Source organism: Polaromonas hydrogenivorans, assembly GCF_040105105.1.
Taxonomy (GTDB): domain Bacteria; phylum Pseudomonadota; class Gammaproteobacteria; order Burkholderiales; family Burkholderiaceae_C; genus Polaromonas; species Polaromonas hydrogenivorans.
In genome coordinates this window covers 3096901-3118319 of sequence record NZ_CP157675.1, presented here as the reverse complement: position 1 = coordinate 3118319, position 21419 = coordinate 3096901, and the positions used below count along the sequence as shown (strand labels likewise).

The window sequence follows — 21419 nt, the reverse complement described above, 5'->3', positions numbered from 1 at the left end:
AGTTCGCGGCGCGGATCAGGGCCGGGTTCGACGTACAGAGGAAGGTGGCCGATACTTCAGCGCTCGGGCTGGATTGAACGCCTGCCCGGCCTTCGCTTTTTTTATTGTCCTGCCACCCACATCACACCATGCACCCACAAAGCCAGTCCAGCATTGATGCGTTCATCGACGCCCTGTGGCTCGAAGACGGCCTTTCCAGAAACACGCTGGCCGCTTACCGACGCGACCTGTCGCTGTACGCGTTCTGGCTGGGGGCCGAAGCGCAGCAACAGCGCAAGCTCGACGACACCGACGAGGACAACCTGAAGGCCTATTTTTCATTCCGCCATGCGGCCACCAAGGCGACCTCGGCCAACCGCTGCCTGACGGTGTTCAAGCGCTACTTTCGCTGGGCGCTGCGCGAAAACCTGATCGCCGCCGACCCGACCCTCAAGCTCCAGTCGGCCAAGCAGGCGCCGCGCGTGCCCAAGGTCATGTCCGAGGCGCAGGTCGATGCCTTGCTGGCCGCCCCGGATGACGACACGCCGCTCGGCCTGCGCGACCGCGCCATGCTGGAGCTGATGTATGCCAGCGGCCTGCGCGTGAGCGAGTTGGTCGGGCTCAAGACCTTCCATGTCGGCCTGAACGAAGGCGTGCTGCGCGTCATGGGCAAGGGCAGCGCGGAGCGGCTGGTGCCTTTCGGCCAGGTGGCGCGCGAGTGGGTCGTGCGCTACATCGCCGAGTCGCGGCCGGCCATCCTGGGCGGCCAGCAGACCGACGACCTGTTTGTCACCGGCCACGGCCATGGCATGAGCCGGGTGATGTTCTGGATGCTGGTCAAAAAATATGCGCTGCTGGCCGGCATCCACTCGCCGCTGTCGCCGCACACGCTGCGCCATGCCTTTGCCACGCACTTGCTGAACCACGGCGCCGACTTGCGGGCGGTGCAGATGCTGCTCGGGCATGCCGACATTTCGACCACCACCATCTACACCCATGTGGCGCGCGAACGCCTGAAGTCGATTCATGCGGAGCATCACCCGCGCGGCTGACCAGCGGCAAGCCGGAATCTTTCAGCGGTACATGAATTCCCGGTTGAAGGGGTAGGCCGACTGCGCGCCCTTGATGGCTTCGCCCTGCCGGTCAGGGGCGGGCCGGGTGGCCAGCACCTGGTGCAGCGCGATCCAGCCCTGCTCGAAGCTCATGGCGCTGCCGGCCAGGTAGAGGCGGTAGGCGCGCAGGATTTTTTCGGCGCGCTCGGCTCCGCCATCGGCTGTCAGCACGGCGCGCGCCTCGTCCAGCCGCGCTTCCAGCGCATCGGACCAGTCCCACAGCGTGCGGCCATAATGCGGCCGCAGGTTTTCGGTATCGACCATTTCCAGGCCGGAATGTGCCATATGCCCCAGCACGGCGCTGATGTGCAGCAACTCGCCGCCCGGAAAAATGTATTTGCCGATGAAGTCGCCCATGCCAGCGCCCAGTTGTCGGTTTTCAACACCGCCAGCAGTAATGCCATGGTTCAGGGCCAGCCCGCCCGGGGCCAGCAAACGCATGACCTTGCCAAAGTAGGCATCCATGTTGACCTGACCGACATGCTCGAACATGCCAATGGACGATATTTTGTCAAAGGGCCGGTCTTCGGGCAGGTCGCGGTAGTCGCGCAACTCGATGCGTACCCGCTGGCCCAGGCCTTTGGCGTCTATCAGTTGCTGCACATGCGCATGCTGGTTTTTTGACAGCGTGATGCCGGTCGCATCGACGCCGTAATGCTCGGCGGCCCACAGCAGCAGCGCGCCCCAGCCGGCGCCGATGTCGAGGAAGCGTTCGCCGGACTGGAGCATCAGCTTGCGGCAGATGTGGTCGAGCTTGGCTTCCTGCGCCTGGGCCAGCGTCATGCCGGTTTCGCGGTAATAGGCGCATGAATAGACGCGGCGCGGGTCCAGCCACAGCGCATAGAAAGCATCGGAAACATCGTAATGAAACTGTATCTGCGCGGCGTCCCTGACCAGCGTGTGCGCTGTGAGCGACCTGGCCCGCTGCCGCAGGTCAGTCCACCAGCCGGTATCGCTTTCAACCGGATTGCCGGGCAGCAGCTTGAGCATGGCGCGCATCACATCGCGCATCGCGCCTTCGAGCTGCAGCTTGCCCTCGACATAGTCCTCGGCCAGGGCGCCGATCTGGCCGGCCTTGAGGCGGGCGATGCTCGACCATCTGGAGAACGACAGCCGGACCGGCGCGTCCGCCGCACCCAGCTGCTGGCCCTGCGGCAGCTGCAGGGCAATCTCTGGAGGCAGGCCGGCTAGGTGTGATGGGTGACCAGGAACCAGGAACTGGAACATGCGCAACTCCTTTCGGTGTTGGAGCAGTCTAGCGCCCCTAAAGACGAGCTGCCATCACCTGTTTTGCGCAACAAAATGCACGCACAGCCTGTGCCCTGTCGAAAGGAGTCAGTGAATTTCAGCCTGAGGTGCAACGGCCTGGGAAGTTCTGACACCCGTGGAAAATCCAAGCTGCGACACATCTGCCAGCAACTCTTGCATTTCATGGGCAAAACCGATTGAAAAATTTTTCAGCAAGGCAATGTCCGCACGCAATTGCTGATTCTGGGTTTCAAGGAGCTGGATGCGTTGCTGCTCGGCGGTCATCCTGTGGTCAGTGACCGGCTGGCCCAGGTCATCCGCGTCGAGAGCGGTGAAAGCTCGCTGCTCTGCAGTCCCGCTGACTCCATCAGGTTCAAAAAACATGACTTTTGCCTTTTGAATCAGTTGCTTCATCATCATCTTGAGTCTCCCTGTTTCCAGTAGGTCAATGGATTTTTTGCTGGCGCTTTAAATGTATCTGAATGCTCTTTCATTGTGCAAAAAGCGAATGATCCGTTTGGACTACAAGCGATCACTATGCATTCCCACAGTTTCAGGTTATTAAATCAGCGAAATTCCAGGTCGCTTCAGGCGCTGGCGTCCAGCAAGGCCAGTTCGGCATCGTCAAAACCCGCCTGGCGCCTGGCCTCGAGATTCAGCGGGCCTTTGAGGCGCGGCGCGCCGTAAGACTGCGCCAGCACGGCATAGGTGGCTTGCGGCTCCAGGCCGCGCTCGGCGCACAGATACCGATACCAGCGGTTGCCAATCGCCACATGGCCGATTTCGTCGCGCAGGATGATCTCCAGGATGCTGACTGCGCGCAGGGCATCCGGCGTGCCGACCTTGCGCAGCTTGGCCTGCATCGGCGGCGTCGCGTCCAGTCCGCGCGCCTCCAGCGTTCGCGGCACGAGCGCCATGCGCGCCAGCACGTCGCCTTCGGTTTTCCGGGTCATGTCCCACAGGCCGGTGTGGGCAGCGAAGTCGCCATAGTCGTAGCCCATGGCCTGCAACTGGGCACGCAGCAGGCTGAAGTGCCGGGCCTCTTCAGCCGCCACCTTGAGCCAGTCGAGGTAATAGGCGCGCGGCATGCCGCCAAAGCGCCAGAGCGCATCAAGCGCCAGGTTGATGGCATTGAACTCGATGTGGGTGACCGCATGCAGCAGGGCGGCCAGGCCTTCGGCGGTGAAGGGCGAGCGCTTGGGCATGTCCAGGTGCGTGCGCAACTCCGGCCGCGCCGGGCAGCCGGGCAGGCCGGCGGGCGCCACAAGGGTCTCATTAACTGCTATGAAAATAGTAGCTGCTTGTGCATACAGGTATTGCGCAAGCAGCACTTTTTGTTGTGAATCGGGCTCCATCAGCGCCTGCAGGGCGAGCTGGCGCAACTCTAGGACTGGGGGCGTGGCGGTCATGGCCGGATTGTCGGTGATGCGCTTGCCGCCGCTGCTTTCCTTACAATCAAAAGCCGTTTTCATCAACCCGTCATCAAGGAACCCCATGGCCATTTACCAGCTGGACGATTTGCATCCTGTCATTCACGACTCGGCCTGGGTGGCCGACAGCGCGCAGGTCATCGGCAATGTGACGCTGGCCGAAGGCAGCAGCGTCTGGTTTGGCGTGGTGGCCCGGGGCGATACCGACACCATCACGGTGGGCAAGGGCTCCAACATCCAGGACAACAGCGTGCTGCACGCCGACGAGGGCATGCCGCTGGTGATCGGCGACAACGTGACCGTCGGCCACCAGGTCATGCTGCACGGCTGCACGATTGGCGACGGCTCGCTGATCGGCATCCAGTCGGTGGTGCTCAATGGCGCGAAGATCGGCAAGAATTGCCTGGTCGGCGCTGGCTCGCTGGTGACCGAGGGCAAGGAGTTTCCCGACGGCTGCATGATCCTCGGCAGCCCGGCCAAGGCGGTGCGCCAGCTGTCCGACGCACAGATCGAGGGTTTAAAAATGAGCGCGCAGCACTATATGGACAATGCCCGCCGCTATAAAGCCGGGCTCAGGAAGCTGGGCTGATCGCCCGGGTTTTCTTTTTTTGGGCACAGCCAGCCTGCCACTTCTTACCTTTTTCGCCATGTCTGAACTCCATAAATTTATCTTTGACGGCCTGCCAGTGCGCGGCATGATCGTGCGCCTGACCGACTCGTGGCAGGAAATCCTCAAGCGCCGGCAGGGCGCCGGCGGCTATCCGGCCGAGGTGATGCAGTTGCTGGGCGAAATGACGGCGGCCGGTGCCCTGATGCAAAGCAACATCAAGTTCAACGGCGCGCTGATCCTGCAGATTTTTGGCGATGGCCCGGTCAAGCTGGCCGTGGCCGAGGTTCAGCCCGACCTGAGCCTGCGCGCCACCGCCACCGTGACCGGCGAGGTGCCCGAGGGCAGTTCGCTGAGCCAGCTGGTCAACGTGAAGAACGAAGGCCGCTGCGCCATCACGCTGGACCCGAAGGACAAGTTCCCGGGCCAGCAGCCTTACCAGGGCGTGGTGCCGCTGTTTGGCGACCGGCATGAAAAAATCGAGAAGCTGAGCGAGGTGCTGGAGCATTACATGCTGCAAAGCGAGCAGCTCGACACCCGCCTGATCCTGGCCGCCGATGGCAACGTGGCTGCCGGCCTGCTGATCCAGCGCCTGCCGGTCAAGGGCCAGGGCAACCTCGAAGGCCAGATGGACCGCCAGGCCAATGAAGACCAGATCGGCGTCAATGAGGACTACCAGCGCATCGCCATGCTGGCCGGCACGCTCAAGCGCGAAGAGTTGCTGACGCTCGACGTCGATACGATCTTGCGCCGGCTGTTCTGGGAAGAACCTATCACCCGTTTTGAGCCGCTAACGCCCAGCTTTGCCTGCAGCTGCTCGCGCGAGCGGGTGGGCAGCATGCTGCGCGGCCTGGGCACGACGGAAATCGAAAGCATCATTGCCGAGCGCGGCAAGGTCGATGTGGCCTGCGAGTTTTGCGGCGCGCAGTACGAATTTGATCCGGTGGATGCGGCGCAGCTTTTCACCCAGCATATCCAGCAGCAGCCGCCGACGTCAACCGTTCAGTAACTGGCGCGGCTACTGAACGCCGGCCTGCGACCCGTGCTGTCGCGCTGCGCCAGCAGGGCCGTCAACAGCTTGTGCTCGCACTGCGGGTCGCTGCATTTGTCGCACATCCAGACCCAGGGCTGGTTTTTGATACCGTCTGATCCGGCTTTCTGGCGCGGGCGGATTTGGGCCGGCGCCAGCAGGCTTTGAACAGCATGCAGCGCATGGGCCAGCCGTTCATCAGGGGTGCCATAGAGCACCCGGTAGGCAACCGCGCCATGCGCCAGCGCGGCGCGGATCGACTGGTCTGCCGCTTCCTGCGCAGGCTCCAGCGCTGAGGCGCGGCTGTCCAAAAACAGGGAAGGCGCGGGGAATTGCAGGCCCGCCAGCAGCACCAGGCCAAAGCTGGCCAGGTCAGCCGGCAGCGTCGCCACGTCGGCAGCCATCACAAGCAGCGCTTGCCAGCCCGAGGCTTTCAGCGCCTCATCCAGCGCTGCGGCAAGTTCCGATAGCTGGGTGCGGGACGCGCCAAGCAGCGCGATTTTCAGCGCTGCCATGGCTGAAGGTGCGACGCTGCAAGCGCGACCATTGCCGGCCTTGCAGGCGGCTTAATCAGTGAACTGCACAAACATTTCATTGGGCTTGACCATGCCGAGTTCGCTGCGGGCTTTTTCCTCGACCATCTCCAGGCCTTCCTGCAAATCCTTGATTTCGGAGGCCAGCTGGTCGTTGGCAGCCTGGCGCAGCTTGTTGTTGGCAAGCTGTTCGCCAAGCCGCTGCTGCATTTCATGCACGTCGGGAATGCTGCCCCGGCCCCTCCAGAGCTGGGCATGGAACAGCCCCAGCAGCATCAGCAGGACGACAGGAACCAGTAAGCGCTTGCCCACGTGCTGGCGAATGCGTTAGCGCAGGTTGTAGAAAGCCGAGCGGCCGGGGTAGCTGGCGACTTCGCCCAGGTCTTCCTCGATGCGCAGCAGCTGGTTGTACTTGGCCATGCGGTCCGAGCGCGACAGCGAGCCGGTCTTGATCTGGCCGGCATTGGTGCCGACGGCGATGTCGGCAATCGTCGAGTCCTCGGTTTCGCCCGAGCGGTGCGAGATCACGGCGGTGTAGCCGGCGCGCTTGGCCATTTCAATCGCGGCAAAGGTCTCGGTCAGCGTGCCGATCTGGTTGATCTTGATCAGGATCGAATTGGCGATGCCCTTGTCGATGCCTTCTTTCAAAATCTTGGTGTTGGTGACGAACAGGTCGTCGCCGACGATCTGGACGTTCTTGCCCAGGCGGTCGGTGAGGATTTTCCAGCCGTCCCAGTCGCCTTCGGCCATGCCGTCTTCGATGCTGATGATGGGGTATTTATCGACCCAGGTCGCCAGCATGTCGGTCCATTCCTGCGCCGTCAGGCTCAGGCCTTCGCCGGACAGCTCGTACTTGCCGTCCTTGTAGAACTCGGAGGCGGCGCAATCGAGGCCCAGTGCGATCTGCTCGCCAGCGACAAAACCGGCCTTGTCGATGGCTTCCAGGATCATCTGGATGGCCGCTTCATGGTTGGGCACGTTGGGCGCAAAGCCGCCTTCGTCGCCCACGGCGGTACTGATGCCCTTGTCGTGCAGGATTTTCTTCAGCGCGTGGAACACCTCGGCGCCATAGCGCAGGGCTTCGCGAAAGCTCGGTGCGCCCAGCGGGATGATCATCAGCTCTTGCAGGTCGAGGTTGTTGTTGGCGTGCTCGCCGCCATTGATGACGTTCATCATCGGCACGGGCATTTGCACCGCAGCCATGCCGCCAAAGTAGCGGTACAGCGGCAGGCCGGCTTCTTCAGCGGCGGCTCTGGCCACGGCCATGGAAACGGCCAACATGGCGTTGGCACCCAGGCGCGACTTGTTCTCGGTGCCGTCGAGTTCGATCAGCGTGCGGTCCAGGAAGGCCTGCTCGCTGGCGTCCAGGCCGAGCACGGCTTCGGAAATTTCGTTGTTGATATAGCCGACTGCCTTGAGCACGCCCTTGCCGAGGTAGCGCGACTTGTCGCCGTCGCGCAGCTCGATGGCCTCGCGCGAGCCGGTGGAGGCGCCCGAAGGCACGGCTGCCCGGCCCATGACGCCGGATTCCAGCAGCACGTCGCATTCGACGGTGGGGTTGCCACGGCTGTCCAGAATTTCGCGGCCCACGATATCAACAATAGCGCTCATTTTTTGTCTTCCTTGGTAAATAAAAATCGGACGTGGCTAGGGGCCAGGGCCTCAACAGCAGATTTTTGCATGGCTTTGGGCTGCGCGGGCGGTGTGCTGCCGATTGTTCGGGGTACGTAACCGCTACGCGCACGGGCTCAGGCCGAGAAGCTGTTTTCCAGATAGCCGTTCTTTTTGGTCACCCGGTCCAGCTCCAGCAGGGTTTCCAGCAGGGCTTTCATGTGCTTGAGGGGTACGGCGTTCGGGCCGTCGCTCATCGCGTTGGCCGGGTCGGGATGGGTTTCCATGAACAATCCGGCAATGCCGACGGCCACGGCGGCGCGGGCCAGCACCGGCACCATCTCGCGCTGGCCGCCGCTGCTGGTGCCCATGCCGCCGGGCAGCTGCACCGAATGCGTCGCGTCGAACACCACCGGCGCACGCGTCTCACGCATGATGGCCAGGCTGCGCATGTCGGAAACTAAATTGTTGTAGCCAAAGCTGGCGCCGCGCTCGCAGGCCATGAAGCGGTCTTCATCCAGGCCTTTTTCGCGCGCTGCGGCTCTAGCCTTGTCGATGACATTTTTCATGTCGCCGGGTGCCAGGAACTGACCTTTCTTGATATTGACCGGCCGGCCCGACTGCGCCACAGCATGGATGAAGTCGGTCTGCCGGCACAGGAATGCCGGTGTCTGCAGCACATCGACCACGGCGGCGACGGCGGCGATCTCGGCTTCTGAATGCACGTCGGTCAGGATCGGCAGGCCCAGCTCGCGCTTGACCTTGGCCAGGATTTCAAGCCCCTTTTCCATGCCCGGACCGCGAAAGCTGGTGCCGCTGGAGCGGTTGGCCTTGTCGTAGCTGGACTTGAAAATGAAGGGAATGCCCAGCGACGCGGTGATTTCCTTGAGCGTTCCGGCCGTGTCCATCTGCAACTGCTCGGACTCCACCACGCAAGGGCCGGCGATCAGGAAGAAGGGCTGGTCCAGCCCGATGTCAAATCCGCAGAGTTTCATGTCGATGCCACCACTTTGAGGGGTTTCGCGGTTTCAGGTTGTTGCGCCAGGCTCATCGCGCTGCGCTGCTCCAGCGTGGCGGCGATGTAGGCATTGAACAGCGGGTGGCCGTTCCAGGGAGTCGATTTGAATTCAGGGTGAAACTGCACGCCGATGAACCAGGGATGAACGTCCTGCGGCAACTCGACAATCTCGGTCAGGTGCTCGCGCTGCGTCAACGCGGAAATGACCAGGCCCGATTTGCGCAGCGTGTCGAGGTAGTTGACATTGGCTTCATAGCGGTGGCGGTGGCGTTCCGTCACCACATCGCCGTAGATGCTGTGCGCCAGGCTGTTCGGCGAGACATCGGAGCTTTGCGCGCCCAGCCGCATGGTGCCGCCCAGGTCGGACTTGGCATGCCGCGTCTTGATGGTGCCGTCGGCGTCTTTCCACTCGGTGATGAGGGCGATCACCGGATGCGGCGTCAGCGGGTCGAACTCGGTGCTGTTGGCGTCCTTGAGGCCGGCGACATGGCGCGCGAACTCGATGGTGGCCACCTGCATGCCGAGGCAGATGCCGAGGTAGGGAATCTTGTTTTCGCGGGCGAAGCGGGCGGCGCAGATCTTGCCTTCGACGCCGCGCACGCCAAAGCCGCCCGGCACCAGGATGCCGTCGAATGCCGCCAGACGCGACACTGTCTCAGGCGTCAGGGTTTCGGAATCAACGTAGGTGATGCGCACCTTTGCATGGTTTTTCATGCCGGCGTGGCGCAGGGCTTCGTTGAGCGACTTGTAGCTGTCGCTCAAATCGACGTACTTGCCGACCATCGCAATGTTGACTTCGGTGCGTGGGTGCTCGGTCTCATAGACCAGGTCGTCCCAGCGTTTGAGGTTGGCCGGCGGCGTGTTCAGGCGCAGCTTGTCGCAGATCAGGCCGTCCAGGCCCTGCTCGTGCAGCATGCGCGGCACCTTGTAGATCGTGTCCACGTCCCACATCGAAATCACGCCCCATTCGGGCACATTGGAAAACAGCGAGATTTTGGCGCGCTCTTCATCGGGAATGCGCCGGTCGGCGCGGCACAGCAGCACGTCGGCCTGAATGCCGATTTCGCGCAGTTGCTTGGCGGTGTGCTGGGTCGGCTTGGTTTTAAGCTCGCCGGCTGCGGCAATCCAGGGCACGTAGCTCAGGTGCACGAAGGCGGTGTTGTTCGGCCCCATGCGCAGGCTCATCTGGCGCACGGCTTCGAGGAAGGGCAGGGATTCGATGTCGCCCACCGTACCGCCGATTTCGACAATCGCCACATCGACAGCTTCCGGCGTGTCGTAGCGCGCGCCGCGCTTGATGAAGTCCTGGATTTCGTTGGTGATGTGCGGAATCACTTGCACGGTCTTGCCGAGGTAGTCGCCACGACGCTCCTTGTCCAGCACGCTCTGGTAAATCTGGCCGGTGGTGAAGTTGTTGGCCTTGCGCATCCGCGTTTCGATGAAACGCTCGTAATGGCCCAGGTCGAGGTCGGTTTCAGCGCCGTCTTCGGTCACGAAAACCTCACCATGCTGGAGCGGCGACATCGTGCCCGGGTCCACATTGATGTAGGGATCGAGCTTGATGAGGGTGACCTTGAGGCCTCGCGATTCGAGGATCGCGGCTAAGGAGGCTGAGGCGATTCCCTTGCCCAGGGAAGACACCACACCGCCGGTGACGAAGACAAATTTGGTCATGCCATGTACGAACCACAAGTCCGCTGAGGTGGTAAACGGAGATTATAGGGGTTGGATGCCAGGCCCTGACCGGCCAGTTCAGTAAACCGGGCCATGGGTTGCCACGCCAGCTTGCGTCTCCAAAACCGGCGTTCTGCCTCTGTCGCAAGCTGGTGAGCGGCATGGTTTAGCTGCTACATTGCCAGCCATGACAAATCAAGCAAACGAGCCTGGCGACGAAGCCCTCGACCTGGCGGGAAAACACATCGTGCTCGGCCTGTCGGGCGGCATTGCCTGCTACAAGTCGGCCGAGTTGTGCCGGCTACTCATCAAGGCCGGCGCCACGGTGCAGGTGGTGATGACCGAAGCCGCCACCCAGTTCATCACGCCGGTCACGATGCAGGCGCTCAGCGGACGGCCGGTCTACACCAGCCAGTGGGACGGCCGCGAGCCGAACAGCATGGCGCACATCTTCCTGTCACGCGAAGCCGACGCGATGGTGATTGCGCCTTGCAGCGCCGACTTCATCGCCCGGCTGGTCCAGGGCCGGGCCGATGAGCTGCTGAGCCTGATGTGCCTGGCGCGCCCGCTGGACCGGGTGCCGCTCTTGGTGGCGCCGGCGATGAACCGCGAGATGTACGCGCACCCGGCGACGCAGCGCAACCTGGCGCAATTGCAGGCCGACGGCGCATGCGTGCTGGGCGTGGGCGCGGGCTCTCAAGCCTGCGGCGAAACCGGCGACGGCCGCATGCTGGAGCCCGACGAACTGCTCGAAGACCTCATCGCGTTCTTCATGCCCAAGGTGCTCGAGGGCCAGCGCGTGCTGGTCACGGCCGGACCGACCTACGAGGCGATTGATCCGGTGCGTGGCATCACCAACCTGTCGAGCGGAAAAATGGGTTTTGCGATTGCGCGCGCGGCGCGCGAAGCCGGGGCCGAGGTCACGCTGGTCGCCGGGCCGGTCAGCCTGGCCACGCCGCGCGGCGTCACCCGCGTTGACGTGAAATCAGCATCAAATATGCTCTCTGCGGTTGCTGCGAATGCACATGAAGCTACTGTTTTCATAGCAACGGCGGCCGTGGCCGACTGGCGACCGGCAGCCGCCTCGGCGCAAAAAATCAAGAAAGACGGCTCTGGTCAGACGCCGCAACTGCAATTCACCGAAAACACCGACATCCTGGCCACCGTCGCCGGCTTGCCGGCTGCGCAAACAGGCAGGCTCTTTTGCGTCGGCTTTGCCGCGGAAAGCCATGACCTGCTGGAAAACGCCCAGGCCAAGCGCCTGCGCAAGAAAGTACCGCTGCTGGTTGGCAACATCGGCCCCGATACCTTCGGCCAGGACCACAATGCGCTGCTGCTGATTGACGCCCAAGGCAGCCTGGAATTGCCCCGGGCGTCCAAGCTGTCGCTGGCGCGCAAGCTGGTCCGGGAAATTGCCGGCAGGATGGCGGCTTGCACGCCCACGGACCAGAAAGCCACGACCCCATGATGCAGCCTTCAAACACCCCGCCCGACGGCGATTTTGTGCGCTATGTTGAACGCCTGACGGCCGGCAAGGCGGCGCCTGGCGCGCAGGAAAACTTCTTTGATCCCAAAAAAGCCGTGCCGGCCGATGCACCGCTGGCCGCGCTTGCGGGCCGGCCTTCGCTCAAGGCTGTCCTGGAACCCTTGGCGCGAATCCCTTTTTTGACGCATGTCAAATGGGTGGTCGTGTTGTGGATCGCCACGCAGGCGCTGGCCCGGTTTGTACCCGGCGCCGGCTTTTTATTCATTCCCGTGCTGGCGCTGTATGCCGCATGGGTGATGCTCACGGTCCGGCGCAAGTCGCCGGGCGCTTTCTTCAGGGAACTGGGCGAGATGGCCAGGCGCGCTGCCGAAGAAGCCAGAAAACTCCAACAAACCAATTCAAAAAACAAACCATGAACATCGACATCAAGATACTCGACCCGCGCCTTCAGGACAATCTGCCCGGCTACGCCACGCCCGGCAGTGCCGGCCTGGACTTGCGCGCCTGCCTGGACGCGCCGCTGACGCTGGGCGCCAATGCCTGGCAGCTGATTCCCACCGGCATGGCCGTTTACCTGCACAACCCCGGCTATGCCGCGCTGATCCTGCCGCGCTCGGGGCTGGGCCACAAGCACGGCATTGTGCTGGGCAACCTGGTCGGGCTGATCGACAGCGACTACCAGGGCCAGCTCATGGTCAGCGCCTGGAACCGCAGCGATGTGCCTTTCACCATAGCGCCGATGGAGCGCATCGCCCAGCTGGTCATCGTGCCGGTGGTGCAGGCGCGGTTCAATGTGGTGAGCGAGTTCGTGGCCACCGAACGGGGCGAGGGCGGTTACGGCTCGACCGGGAAAGGCTGAAGCGGCTTGGGGGCCGGCGGCCCGCCGGGCGTCAGGCTTGTCCTACGCCGATTGGTCGCGGCATCCCACGTCCCGTAAGCTTTGGACCTGACCTAGAACATTCCGGATTACCCTTCTAATCACTTCATGAAATTCCATCGACATCTGCTGAATCACAAACAAGCAAACAGGGGTGTCGGAGAGTCATCAACCTTATCTCAGGAGAATTCCATGCATCGTCACCCCATTTCCCGCTTCATTTCAGTGACTTCGTCAGCGCTTGTGCTGGTGGGTCTGACCGCCTGCGTCGCTCCACCCATGAATTCCCAGGGGCAGATGTCGCCCTATCCAGTCCAGGGTCAAGCTCCCAACCAGTACCCGAACCAATATCCGGCGCAAACCCAGTACCCTGCCCAACAGCAGCAGGGCAACCATGTTGAATACGGGCGCGTCAACAACATTGAAGTCTTCCAGACCCAGCAGCAGGCCCAGGGTTCGGGTTTGGGTGCACTTCTGGGCGGCGTGGCTGGCGCGGTGGTCGGCCACCAGATTGGCGGCGGCACCGGTCGCGATATTGCGACGGTGGCTGGCGCCGTGGGTGGCGCCGTGGCCGGCAATGCCATCGAGAAGAACCGCAATCCCAATGTGAGCCAGGCCTACCGCATTACGGTCCAGCTGGACAATGGCGGCGCGCGTGCCTATGACGTGCCGGCCACCGGTGACTTGCGTATCGGTGACCGCGTCAGGGTTCAAAACGGCCAGCTGTTCCGTTATTGATCCCTCATCTCTCACGCAAAAGCGGCGCTGCAGTTTTTCTGCAGCGCCGCTTTTTTATGGGTGGAAAAAAGGTGGGGTTCAGTGCAGGGTGTCGTGGCCCGGTGTCAGGGGCTGCAGCTTGAAAAACCCGGTGCCCAGCGAGCCCCGGCCCACTTCCTGTTCAGTGGCTTCGCGCACCGATTCAACCTTGAGCGCCAGCCGGATGGCAATGCCGCCCAGCGGATGGTTGCCGTCCAGCACCACATGCTCGGGGTAAATGTCGGTGACGGTGTAAATATGCTCGGGCGGAATGTGCGCGGTGGCGCCCGGTGGCATGGCCGCGCCGTCAAAGGTCATGCCTTCTTCAAGTTCGGCCGGAAAAATGCTGCGAGGCTCCAGGAACACCAGGTTTTCATCATAGTCGCCGAAGGCATTTTCGGGCTCCAGGTGCAGTTCCAGGGTGTCGCCGGCAGCATGGCCTTGCACGGCCTCTTCGATGCTGGCCAGGAGGTCATTGCCGCCGAGCAAAAACTCGACCGGCTCATCCAGTTCGTCCAGCACATCGCCCAAAGTATCTTTCAGCGTCCATGTCAGGGCTACGACGCATTGCAGGGTGATTTTCATCGGACAATTGTCCCATGGATGTCAATCAGCCCCTCTCCCTCCTTGCCGGTCTTACCCCCGCCCAGTTCATGCGCCGCCACTGGCAAAAAAAGCCGCTCCTGGTGCGCCAGGCGATTGCCGGCTTTGAGCCTTTTCTCAGCCGTGCCGCGCTGTTCAAGCTGGCGGCGCGCGAGCAGGTCGAATCGCGCCTGATTGTCCAGCAGACCAAAGGCTGGAGCATGAAAAAAGGCCCGTTCGCGTCCAAAAGCCTGCCGCCGCTGGGCCAGGAGGGCTGGACGCTGCTGGTGCAGGGCGTGGACCTGCATGAGCCTGCCGGGCATGCGCTGCTGCAGCAATTTCGTTTTGTTCCCGATGCGCGGCTGGATGACCTGATGATCTCGTTTGCCACGCCAGGCGGCGGCGTGGGTCCGCACTTTGACAGCTATGACGTGTTCCTGTTTCAGGCCAGTGGCCGCCGGCGCTGGAAAATCGGCCTGCAAAAAGACTTCACTCTGCAGCCCGACGTGCCGCTGAAGATTTTGCAGAATTTCGAGGCCGACGAGGAGTTTGTGCTCGAAGCGGGCGATATGCTCTACCTGCCGCCGCGTTATGCGCATGACGGCATTGCCGAGGCCAGTGTCGGGGCAAACGGGAAGCCGGCCGACTGCATGACGTATTCCATTGGTTTTCGTTCGCCGGCCCGGACCGAACTGGCGTCGGAACTGTTGCACCGCCTGGCTGAAATGGGCGAGGATGCGGCAGAAGAGGCCTGTGCCGCCGAAGCCGGCCGCAAGCCCGCCCGTGCACAGCCCATGTACCGCGATCCGACCCAGCCTGCCACCGAAACGCCAGCCGCCATGCCGGCCGGACTGGCCGATTTTGCCGGGCAGGCGGTGCTCGAAGCGCTCAAGGATCCACTGGCGCTGGCTTGCGCGCTGGGTGAATACATGACCGAGCCCAAGCCTGGTGTCTGGTTTGACGAGCCTGAGCAAGGCTGGGATGGCGATGCCGCCAAAGCCGGACAGACCGGGATTGCGCTGGATGCGCGTACGCGCATGATGTATGACAGCGACCATGTCTTCATCAACGGCGAAAGCTACCGCGCCAAGGGCGCCGACGCCAGCCTGATGCACCGCCTGGCGAACCAGCGATGCCTGCTGGCGAGCGAGTTGCGCAAGGCGGGCGCAAGCGCCATTGCATTGCTGGGAGACTGGCACGAGGCCGGCTGGGTGCAGCAAATCGGGCAGCAAGCGTCGGGCGATGTGAACAGGCCCTGACGCGTGCGTACCGCGCTCCAATTCAATCAGGAGAAAAGGAGATGGATATGACGGACATGACTTCCGGGCCATCAGGCGCTGCGACTTTGCTGGAAGGCCGGTTCAACGGCCGTAACGAATTTGCCGGGCTGATCCGTCAGGCATTGGCGGCAGCGGCAGTGCAGGGATGGCGTGAAATCATCTGGTGTGATCCAGACTTTGCCGATTGGCCCCTGGGCGAGCGCCTGGTGGCGCAGGCGCTGAACGACTGGGCCAGAAGCGGCCGCAAGCTCACGATGCTGGCCGCAAATTACGACGCCGTTCCCCGGCAGCATGCGCGTTTCGTGGCATGGCGGCGAACCTGGTCGCATGTGGTGGAATGCCGCAGGAGCGCGACGGCTTCGGCGGGCAGCATGCCCAGCGCCTTGTGGAGTCCGGGCTGGACGTTTGAACGGCTGGACATGGAGCGCAGTACCGGCGTGGTCAGTGCCGATGCTGCCCGCCGCATCGCCCTGAAAGAGCGCCTGAACGAGTTCCTGCTCAACAGTTCAGCGGCCTTTCCGGCGACGGTTCTGGGACTGTAAGTGTGGTTTTCCGGTTGCCTTCCCAGTGCCTGACTCTTATTTCAGGGGGCTAAGGGTTTTCATGCTTGTGCTGGCAGCATATAATTTAAGACTGAGTAGAAAGAGTTTGAGTCCTTTCCTCCAGGTCAGGACATAACTTGAATTTGGGTTTGGGTTTGGGTTTTGACAATTTCCGAAAATTGTTTTCTTAAATATCATCAAGGATCGTAAAAAATGAACAAGTCCCTCGTACTGGCAGCCATTGTTGCCGCTCTTGCCCTGGCTGCCTGCGGTAAAAAAGAAGAAGCCGCTGCACCTGCACCTTCAGTGGTCGTGGTTCCTGCAGAAGCTCCATCCGCCAGCGCTGCCGCTGCTGCTGCCACCGGCGCCGCTTCCGCTGCTGCTGACTCCGCCAGCGCCGCCGTGAGCGCCGCTACCGATGCCGCTTCTGCTGCTGGCAGCGCTGCTGACGCAGCTTCGGCCGCTGCTTCCGCCGCGAAGTAATTCTTCCCGACTTCCTGAAAAGCCGCCTCCGGGCGGCTTTTTTCATGGCTCGGCAAAGCGCTGAATCTTGCTGATTTTCAAATTTGCAGCCACGGTGTGCCGCTGGCCGCACCCGCCACCACGATATCGCTGCGCTTGCATCCCAAAGCATGGGACAGCGCGTCCTGCGCCAGATCAGGCCGGTTGTTTTGCGCGCTCAAGTGAGCGGCGACCACATGCTTGAGGCCGCTGTGGTTTGCGGCGCAGGCAATGCCAGCGGCCGCGGCATTGGACAAATGTCCATAATCACCCCCCACGCGACGCTTTAAAAAGGCTGGATAAACCGATTGGTTCAGCAGCTCGGTGTCGTGGTTGGACTCCAGCAGCAAGGCGTCGCAAGCCTGCAGATGCGCCATCACATGCGGCGTTGCATGGCCCAGGTCGGTCAGGATGCCCAGTTTTGCCGAGCCATCGGTGCAGTTGAGCTGCAGCGGTTCCCGCGCGTCGTGGGGAACGGTAAACGGCATCAGTTGCAGGCCGCCCAGGTCAATCGCTTTTCCGTCCCGCGCGGTATGCAGCAAGCCTTCAAAATCAGGCGCGCCTATGGCCGAATGGGTTCCCTGGCTCATCCAGACCGGAATCCGGTGGCGCAGCGCCAGCGTCCGCGCGCAGCCGACGTGGTCGCCATGTTCATGGGTAATGAAGACCGCATGAATGTCTTCAAAGCGCAGATCGGCTTGCGCCAGGCGCAGTGCCAACTGGCGGATGCCCAGCCCACAGTCAATCAGTATGCGAAAGGGCACCAGGCCGCAAGCTTCAACCAGTGTTGAGTTGCCCCCGCTGCCGCTGCCCAGGCTTTTGAATCTCAACACGGCAAAAAATCCGCTCGCCGGTTTGCAGGCCTGACTGCGCTTACTTCAGGTCGTCGGCAATCACCTGGACAATGCGCTGGGCATTGGCGGACGATTCGGGCGTGCCCTGGGCATTCAACACCGAAACCGTGGTCTTTTCGCCCTCGCTCTTGAGGGTGATGCGGTATTTCAGCGGCGCAGGCGTTGAGGCGGCGCCGCTGAACAGCTTGCTGAAAAAGCCGGGCTCGCTCTTGTTGGCGACAGGCTCGACATAACGCACGAAGTAGGTGCCCTGGCTGCGGTCGCGGTCTTCCACGGTAAAGCCGGTGCGGTCCAGCGCCAGGCCGACACGGCGCCAGGCGCGCTCGAAGCCTTCGTCCATCTGCACCACGGGCAGGTTGTTGAGCAAGGCCACGCGGGATGTCTGCTGCGGCGCCGCGCCGGCGGCAATCAAGGCCTTGGACTGCTCCTGCGTCACGCCCAGCTTGACCATCAGGCGGCGCAGGAATTCGGATTCGAGTTCAGGATCGGGTGCGCGGGGTTGCCAGATGGTGCCGTCACCGGAGGCTGCACCGCCCTTGACACCGGTCACGACTTCTTCCATGCCGCGATGGCTGATGTAGATTTCGGTGCCGCCATCGGGCCGGCGTTCCAGCCGGGTGCGGAACTTGTCGCGCTCGCCGGTGGAGTAAAGGCTGTCCAATACCTTGCCCAAGGTGTTGCGAATGAAATCCTGCGGCAGTTTGGCGCGGTTTTCGGCATAGTCGGTTTCCATGATCCCGAGGTTTTCCTGGTCTTGCGTCAGCAAAAAGCCGCTTTCCAGCCAGAAGTCACGCACCGGCGTCCAGAGCTTGTCGGCCGGCCTGCCCACCACCAGCCAGCGCTGGCTGCCGGCGCGCTCGATGCGCACATCGCCCACTGCATTGGACGCAGTCGTTACTGTCTGGGTCGGCTGGGCGACTTGGTAGCTGCTGGCGCTGACGGCCGCGCCGGGAACCACATAGCGGGTATCGCGGCTGAGCTGGGTCAGGTCCGGAGGAACATCGAGCGAAGGCGCTTTGGCGCTGCTGCTTGATTTGTAATCGACCCGTTCACCTTCCATGGTGTCCTTGATCGTGGAGCAGCCGGCCAGAAGGCTTGCGGCCACCAGCGCGGAAAGGGCGGCAGCGCTTCGGGCTTTCAGTAAGGCGGGGCGCTGGGTTGATCTCGGCAATGTCTTCACATGTATTCCTTAAAAATCAGATCAGGCCGCAGACGCGCAAGGCGTTTTCGACGGCGGCTTCGTTGTTGCTTTCAAGCGGTGTCATGGGCAGGCGCAGCGTATTGCCGCACAGGCCCATCCGCGCCATGGCCCATTTGACCGGAATCGGATTGGCTTCGATGAACAGGTTGCGGTGCAGTGGCAGCAGCCTGAATTGAAGTTCCATCGCGCGCTTGACATCGCCCGCCACCGCCGCCATGCACAGCTCGTGCATCAGGCGCGGCGCGACATTGGCCGTCACGCTGATATTGCCCTGGCCGCCGCAGAGCATGAGCGCCACGGCGGTCGGGTCGTCGCCTGAATACACCGCAAAGCCCTTGGGCACTTCCTTGATCAGCCACTGGGCGCGCTCGATGTTGCCGGTGGCTTCCTTGATGCCCACGATCCCGGGCACTTCGGCCAGGCGCAGCACGGTGGCATGCGCCATGTCGGCCACGCTGCGGCCGGGTACGTTGTAGAGCACCGTCGGCAGGTCGCCCACGGCTTCGGCAATGGCCCTGAAGTGCAGGTACTGGCCCTGCTGCGTCGGCTTGTTGTAATAGGGGACGACCTGCAGCTGGCAGTCGGCGCCGACCTGTTTTGCAAATTTGGCGAGTTCGATGGCTTCAGCCGTCGAGTTGGCGCCGCAGCCAGCCATGATGGGAACCCGCTTGCCGGCCTGCTCGACCGCGACACGGATGATTTCGCAATGCTCCTCGACGTTGACCGTCGGCGACTCGCCGGTGGTGCCGACCACGCCGATGCAGTCGGTGCCCTCGGTGATGTGCCAGTCAACGAGTTTGCGCAGGGTGGCGTAGTCCACGCTGCCGTCTTCATGCAAAGGGGTTGCCAGTGCAACAATGCTGCCAGTAATGGGGTTCATGTCGTGCTTGTAACGTGATGGCTGGAGTGGTGGGGCGGCGTCAAGGGACTTGGCGATCGGCCCAAAAAGCCAATTGTGCATTCTACCCAGAGCTTAAAGCAGCGGATACCTGCGCGGGCCGGACGCCTTCGGTGATGCCGAATCACGCAAGCCGGCGGGATTGACCGCCTCCCGGACGGCGGCGATGCGCTGGACAAAGCGCGGCGCCTGCCCCTGCGGCCCCTCCTGAAAACCGTCTTCAAAGGCAACGATCCGAAGCTTGCTGCACAGCTCCAGCAGTTCTCCGGTGCGCAGCAAAAAGTCAGGCCGCGAAGGCTTGCCCACGGTTTCATTGCCCTGCGTAAAGGTTTCGTAAATCAGGACGCCGCCGGGCGCCAGGCTGCCCAGCAAGGTCGGCATGAGCGGGCGCCACAGGTAGTTGGTAACCACCACCGCATCGAACTGCCGGCCCGCGAAGGGCCACGGGCCATTTTCAATATCGGCCACGACGGCTTCGCAGGACTGCGCTGGAATTGCTATGGAATCAATAGCTGCCTGCGCACGGTCCACCAGCGCCAAAGGGTGATTTAGTTCATAAAACCAGCGCGCGTGGCGGCCCTGTCCGCAGGCCACGTCGAGCACCACGCCGCCGGGCGCCACGAGGTGCGACCAGCGCCGTACCCAGGCGGAAGGCGGCGCCGTGGCGCTATCGGCGGCGCCAAGAGGTGATGTTTTTACTATCATTTTAATAGCTGGTAATGCATGCCTGTATTGCGCATAAGGCCAAAAAAGCTTGCAAACAAGGTCAGGAGGCGGCTAAAAGCAACTCCACATCTGGTTGGCAAGTGTGAGCAGGAAGCCAGGCCGGGTGTACAGGGCAAACACGCCCAGCGATGCGGCGATGGCCAGGCTCCACAGCACAAGTTTCAGCATCACTTCAGGCTCCCTGCGGCAATCCGCCCGGGCTGCTGCGCTCGATTGGCGCTTCCCGGACCGGCAGGTTCACCAGTCCCGCGAACACGCCCAGCGCAATCGCGATGTACCAGACGATGTCGTAGCTGCCGGTGCGGTCATACAGCACGCCGCCCAGCCACACGCCCATGAAGGAGCCGATCTGGTGGCTGAAGAAAATGAAGCCGCTGAGCATCGACATGTGCTGGATGCCGAAAATCTGCGCCACCACCGCGTTGGTCGGCGGAATCGTCGAGAGCCACAGCAGCCCCATCAGGCTGGCGAAAACATAGACGCTGGCCGGGCTCAGCGGCGCGGCCAGAAACACGGCGATGACGACGGCGCGGGAAAAGTAAATCGTCGCCAGGATTTTGCGCTTGGCGATGCGCTGGCCCAGCGAGCCGGCAATGTAGGTGCCGAAGACATTGAACAGCCCGATCAGCGCCAGCGCATAGCCCGCCACCTGCGGCGACAGGCCTTTGTCCTTGAGGTAGCTGGGCATGTGGACGCCGATGAACACGACCTGAAAGCCGCAAACGAAGTAGCCCGCCATCAGCATCTGGAAGCTCGGGTATTTGAGCGCCTCGCGCAGCGCCTGGACTATGCTCTGGTCGCGCTTGGCAGGCGTTGCGCCGGCAAAGCCGGTTTCGCGCAGGCCCAGCGCCATCGGCACGATCAGCAGCACGGCGCCGCCGAGCACCAGCAGGGCGGCCTGCCAGCCCAGGCTGCTGATCAGGAAGCCCTCGGTCGGCACCATCAGGAACTGGCCGAACGATCCGGCCGCCGCAGCCACACCCATCGCCCACGAACGCTTGTCGGCCGAGATATTGCGCCCGATCACGCCGTAGATCACCGCATAGGTGGTGCCTGCCTGCGCGGCCCCGATCAGCACCCCCGCCGTCAGCGTGAACAGCAGGCCGGTCGGCGACAGCGCCATGCCCACCAGGCCCAGGGCATACAGCACGGCGCCGCCCGCAATCACCCGGAACGCCCCGAAGCGGTCAGCCACCATGCCGGCGAAAATCCCGAAGATGCCCCACGACAGGTTTTGCACTGCAATCGCAAAGGCGAAGGTTTCACGCGTCCAGCCCTGCGCCTGCGTGATGGGCTGCAGCCACAGGCCAAAGCCGTGCCGGATGCCCATCGACAGCGTGACAATGGCCGCGCCGCAGGCCAGCACCTGGAGCATGGAGAGTTTTGGGGGCGACGAAAGGGGGCTTGAGGCCATGGGCGGACTTTAAGGAAAATGTTCAAGGATAGTCACTTGCGCGCATCCTGGCCGGCCAGC

General features: G+C 62.6%; 24 protein-coding genes. 10 read left to right on the top strand and 14 right to left on the bottom strand.

Annotated features, from left to right (window positions below; translation table 11 throughout):
* Positions 1-128: 128 nt before the first annotated feature.
* Positions 129-1031, top strand: a complete 903-nt coding sequence (gene xerD, locus ABLV49_RS14970) for a site-specific tyrosine recombinase XerD (RefSeq protein ID WP_349277620.1) — start codon at positions 129-131, stop codon at positions 1029-1031.
* A 21-nt stretch (positions 1032-1052) separates the two neighbouring features.
* Here xerD and ABLV49_RS14965 read toward each other — a convergent pair whose 3' ends face one another.
* The 3 genes from ABLV49_RS14965 to ABLV49_RS14955 form a co-directional block, all read right to left on the bottom strand.
* A complete protein-coding gene (locus tag ABLV49_RS14965; RefSeq protein ID WP_349277618.1) occupies positions 1053-2318 on the bottom strand; it encodes a class I SAM-dependent methyltransferase in 1266 nt (421 codons plus the stop codon).
* Between the two features lie 108 nt (positions 2319-2426).
* A complete protein-coding gene (locus tag ABLV49_RS14960) occupies positions 2427-2759 on the bottom strand; it encodes a hypothetical protein (RefSeq protein ID WP_349277617.1) in 333 nt (110 codons plus the stop codon).
* Between the two features lie 167 nt (positions 2760-2926).
* Positions 2927-3748 (bottom strand): ferritin-like domain-containing protein, encoded by an 822-nt coding sequence (locus tag ABLV49_RS14955; RefSeq protein ID WP_349281736.1) that lies wholly within the window; start codon positions 3746-3748, stop codon positions 2927-2929.
* 85 nt (positions 3749-3833) lie between these two features.
* Here ABLV49_RS14955 and ABLV49_RS14950 point away from each other — a divergent pair, with 85 nt between their 5' ends.
* Positions 3834-4358, top strand: a complete 525-nt coding sequence (locus tag ABLV49_RS14950; protein ID WP_349277615.1) for a gamma carbonic anhydrase family protein — start codon at positions 3834-3836, stop codon at positions 4356-4358.
* 58 nt (positions 4359-4416) lie between these two features.
* Complete coding sequence (locus tag ABLV49_RS14945; protein WP_349277613.1) at positions 4417-5385, top strand: Hsp33 family molecular chaperone HslO; 969 nt, start codon at positions 4417-4419, stop codon at positions 5383-5385.
* Here ABLV49_RS14945 and ABLV49_RS14940 read toward each other — a convergent pair.
* From ABLV49_RS14940 to ABLV49_RS14920, 5 genes are all read right to left on the bottom strand, one after another.
* The gene (locus ABLV49_RS14940; protein WP_349277611.1) at positions 5379-5921 is read right to left on the bottom strand and encodes a hypothetical protein; all 543 of its coding nucleotides are present in this window, start codon (positions 5919-5921) and stop codon (positions 5379-5381) included. The genes ABLV49_RS14945 and ABLV49_RS14940 overlap by 7 nt on opposite strands.
* Positions 5922-5972: 51 nt before the next feature.
* Positions 5973-6215, bottom strand: a complete 243-nt coding sequence (locus ABLV49_RS14935) for a septum formation initiator family protein (protein ID WP_011800591.1) — start codon at positions 6213-6215, stop codon at positions 5973-5975.
* A gap of 51 nt (positions 6216-6266) precedes the next feature.
* On the bottom strand, positions 6267-7550 hold the full coding sequence (gene eno, locus ABLV49_RS14930; RefSeq protein ID WP_349277609.1) for a phosphopyruvate hydratase: 1284 nt from the start codon (positions 7548-7550) through the stop codon (positions 6267-6269).
* Positions 7551-7687: 137 nt separating this feature from the next.
* Complete coding sequence (gene kdsA, locus ABLV49_RS14925; RefSeq protein ID WP_349277607.1) at positions 7688-8545, bottom strand: 3-deoxy-8-phosphooctulonate synthase; 858 nt, start codon at positions 8543-8545, stop codon at positions 7688-7690.
* Positions 8542-10242, bottom strand: a complete 1701-nt coding sequence (locus tag ABLV49_RS14920; protein WP_349277605.1) for a CTP synthase — start codon at positions 10240-10242, stop codon at positions 8542-8544. Before ABLV49_RS14920 ends, kdsA begins: the two co-directional genes overlap by 4 nt.
* A gap of 187 nt (positions 10243-10429) precedes the next feature.
* On the opposite strand from ABLV49_RS14920, the gene coaBC reads away from it, so the two are divergent.
* From coaBC to ABLV49_RS14900, 4 genes are all read left to right on the top strand, one after another.
* Positions 10430-11710 (top strand): bifunctional phosphopantothenoylcysteine decarboxylase/phosphopantothenate--cysteine ligase CoaBC, encoded by a 1281-nt coding sequence (coaBC, locus tag ABLV49_RS14915; protein ID WP_349277603.1) that lies wholly within the window; start codon positions 10430-10432, stop codon positions 11708-11710.
* The gene (locus tag ABLV49_RS14910) at positions 11707-12144 is read left to right on the top strand and encodes a hypothetical protein (protein WP_349277601.1); all 438 of its coding nucleotides are present in this window, start codon (positions 11707-11709) and stop codon (positions 12142-12144) included. Before coaBC ends, ABLV49_RS14910 begins: the two co-directional genes overlap by 4 nt.
* Positions 12141-12587 (top strand): dUTP diphosphatase, encoded by a 447-nt coding sequence (gene dut / locus ABLV49_RS14905; RefSeq protein WP_349277599.1) that lies wholly within the window; start codon positions 12141-12143, stop codon positions 12585-12587. The genes ABLV49_RS14910 and dut overlap by 4 nt, the downstream gene beginning before the upstream one ends.
* Before the next feature lie 210 nt (positions 12588-12797).
* On the top strand, positions 12798-13343 hold the full coding sequence (locus ABLV49_RS14900; protein ID WP_349277597.1) for a glycine zipper 2TM domain-containing protein: 546 nt from the start codon (positions 12798-12800) through the stop codon (positions 13341-13343).
* 78 nt (positions 13344-13421) lie between these two features.
* On the opposite strand, the gene ABLV49_RS14895 is transcribed toward ABLV49_RS14900, so the two are convergent.
* Positions 13422-13946 (bottom strand): FKBP-type peptidyl-prolyl cis-trans isomerase, encoded by a 525-nt coding sequence (locus ABLV49_RS14895; protein ID WP_349277595.1) that lies wholly within the window; start codon positions 13944-13946, stop codon positions 13422-13424.
* A 14-nt stretch (positions 13947-13960) separates the two neighbouring features.
* Here ABLV49_RS14895 and ABLV49_RS14890 point away from each other — a divergent pair, with 14 nt between their 5' ends.
* The 3 genes from ABLV49_RS14890 (at position 13961) to ABLV49_RS14880 (ending at position 16248) form a co-directional block, all read left to right on the top strand.
* The gene (locus ABLV49_RS14890) at positions 13961-15202 is read left to right on the top strand and encodes a JmjC domain-containing protein (protein ID WP_349277593.1); all 1242 of its coding nucleotides are present in this window, start codon (positions 13961-13963) and stop codon (positions 15200-15202) included.
* Positions 15203-15249: 47 nt separating this feature from the next.
* A complete protein-coding gene (locus ABLV49_RS14885) occupies positions 15250-15765 on the top strand; it encodes a hypothetical protein (RefSeq protein ID WP_349277591.1) in 516 nt (171 codons plus the stop codon).
* Positions 15766-15978: 213 nt separating this feature from the next.
* Entirely contained in the window at positions 15979-16248 is a 270-nt protein-coding gene (locus ABLV49_RS14880) for a hypothetical protein (protein WP_349277589.1), read from the top strand.
* Between the two features lie 77 nt (positions 16249-16325).
* Here ABLV49_RS14880 and ABLV49_RS14875 read toward each other — a convergent pair whose 3' ends face one another.
* From ABLV49_RS14875 to ABLV49_RS14855, 5 genes are all read right to left on the bottom strand, one after another.
* Complete coding sequence (locus tag ABLV49_RS14875) at positions 16326-17099, bottom strand: MBL fold metallo-hydrolase (protein WP_349277587.1); 774 nt, start codon at positions 17097-17099, stop codon at positions 16326-16328.
* A gap of 40 nt (positions 17100-17139) precedes the next feature.
* Positions 17140-18180 carry an outer membrane protein assembly factor BamC gene (gene bamC / locus ABLV49_RS14870; RefSeq protein ID WP_349281734.1) on the bottom strand — a complete coding sequence of 347 codons (1041 nt, stop codon included), beginning with the start codon at positions 18178-18180 and terminating at the stop codon, positions 17140-17142.
* Positions 18181-18316: 136 nt separating this feature from the next.
* Positions 18317-19201 (bottom strand): 4-hydroxy-tetrahydrodipicolinate synthase, encoded by an 885-nt coding sequence (gene dapA / locus ABLV49_RS14865; protein ID WP_349277585.1) that lies wholly within the window; start codon positions 19199-19201, stop codon positions 18317-18319.
* Between the two features lie 93 nt (positions 19202-19294).
* Positions 19295-19924, bottom strand: a complete 630-nt coding sequence (locus ABLV49_RS14860; RefSeq protein ID WP_349277583.1) for a class I SAM-dependent methyltransferase — start codon at positions 19922-19924, stop codon at positions 19295-19297.
* A 193-nt stretch (positions 19925-20117) separates the two neighbouring features.
* The gene (locus ABLV49_RS14855) at positions 20118-21359 is read right to left on the bottom strand and encodes an MFS transporter (protein WP_349277581.1); all 1242 of its coding nucleotides are present in this window, start codon (positions 21357-21359) and stop codon (positions 20118-20120) included.
* Positions 21360-21419 lie beyond the last annotated feature (60 nt).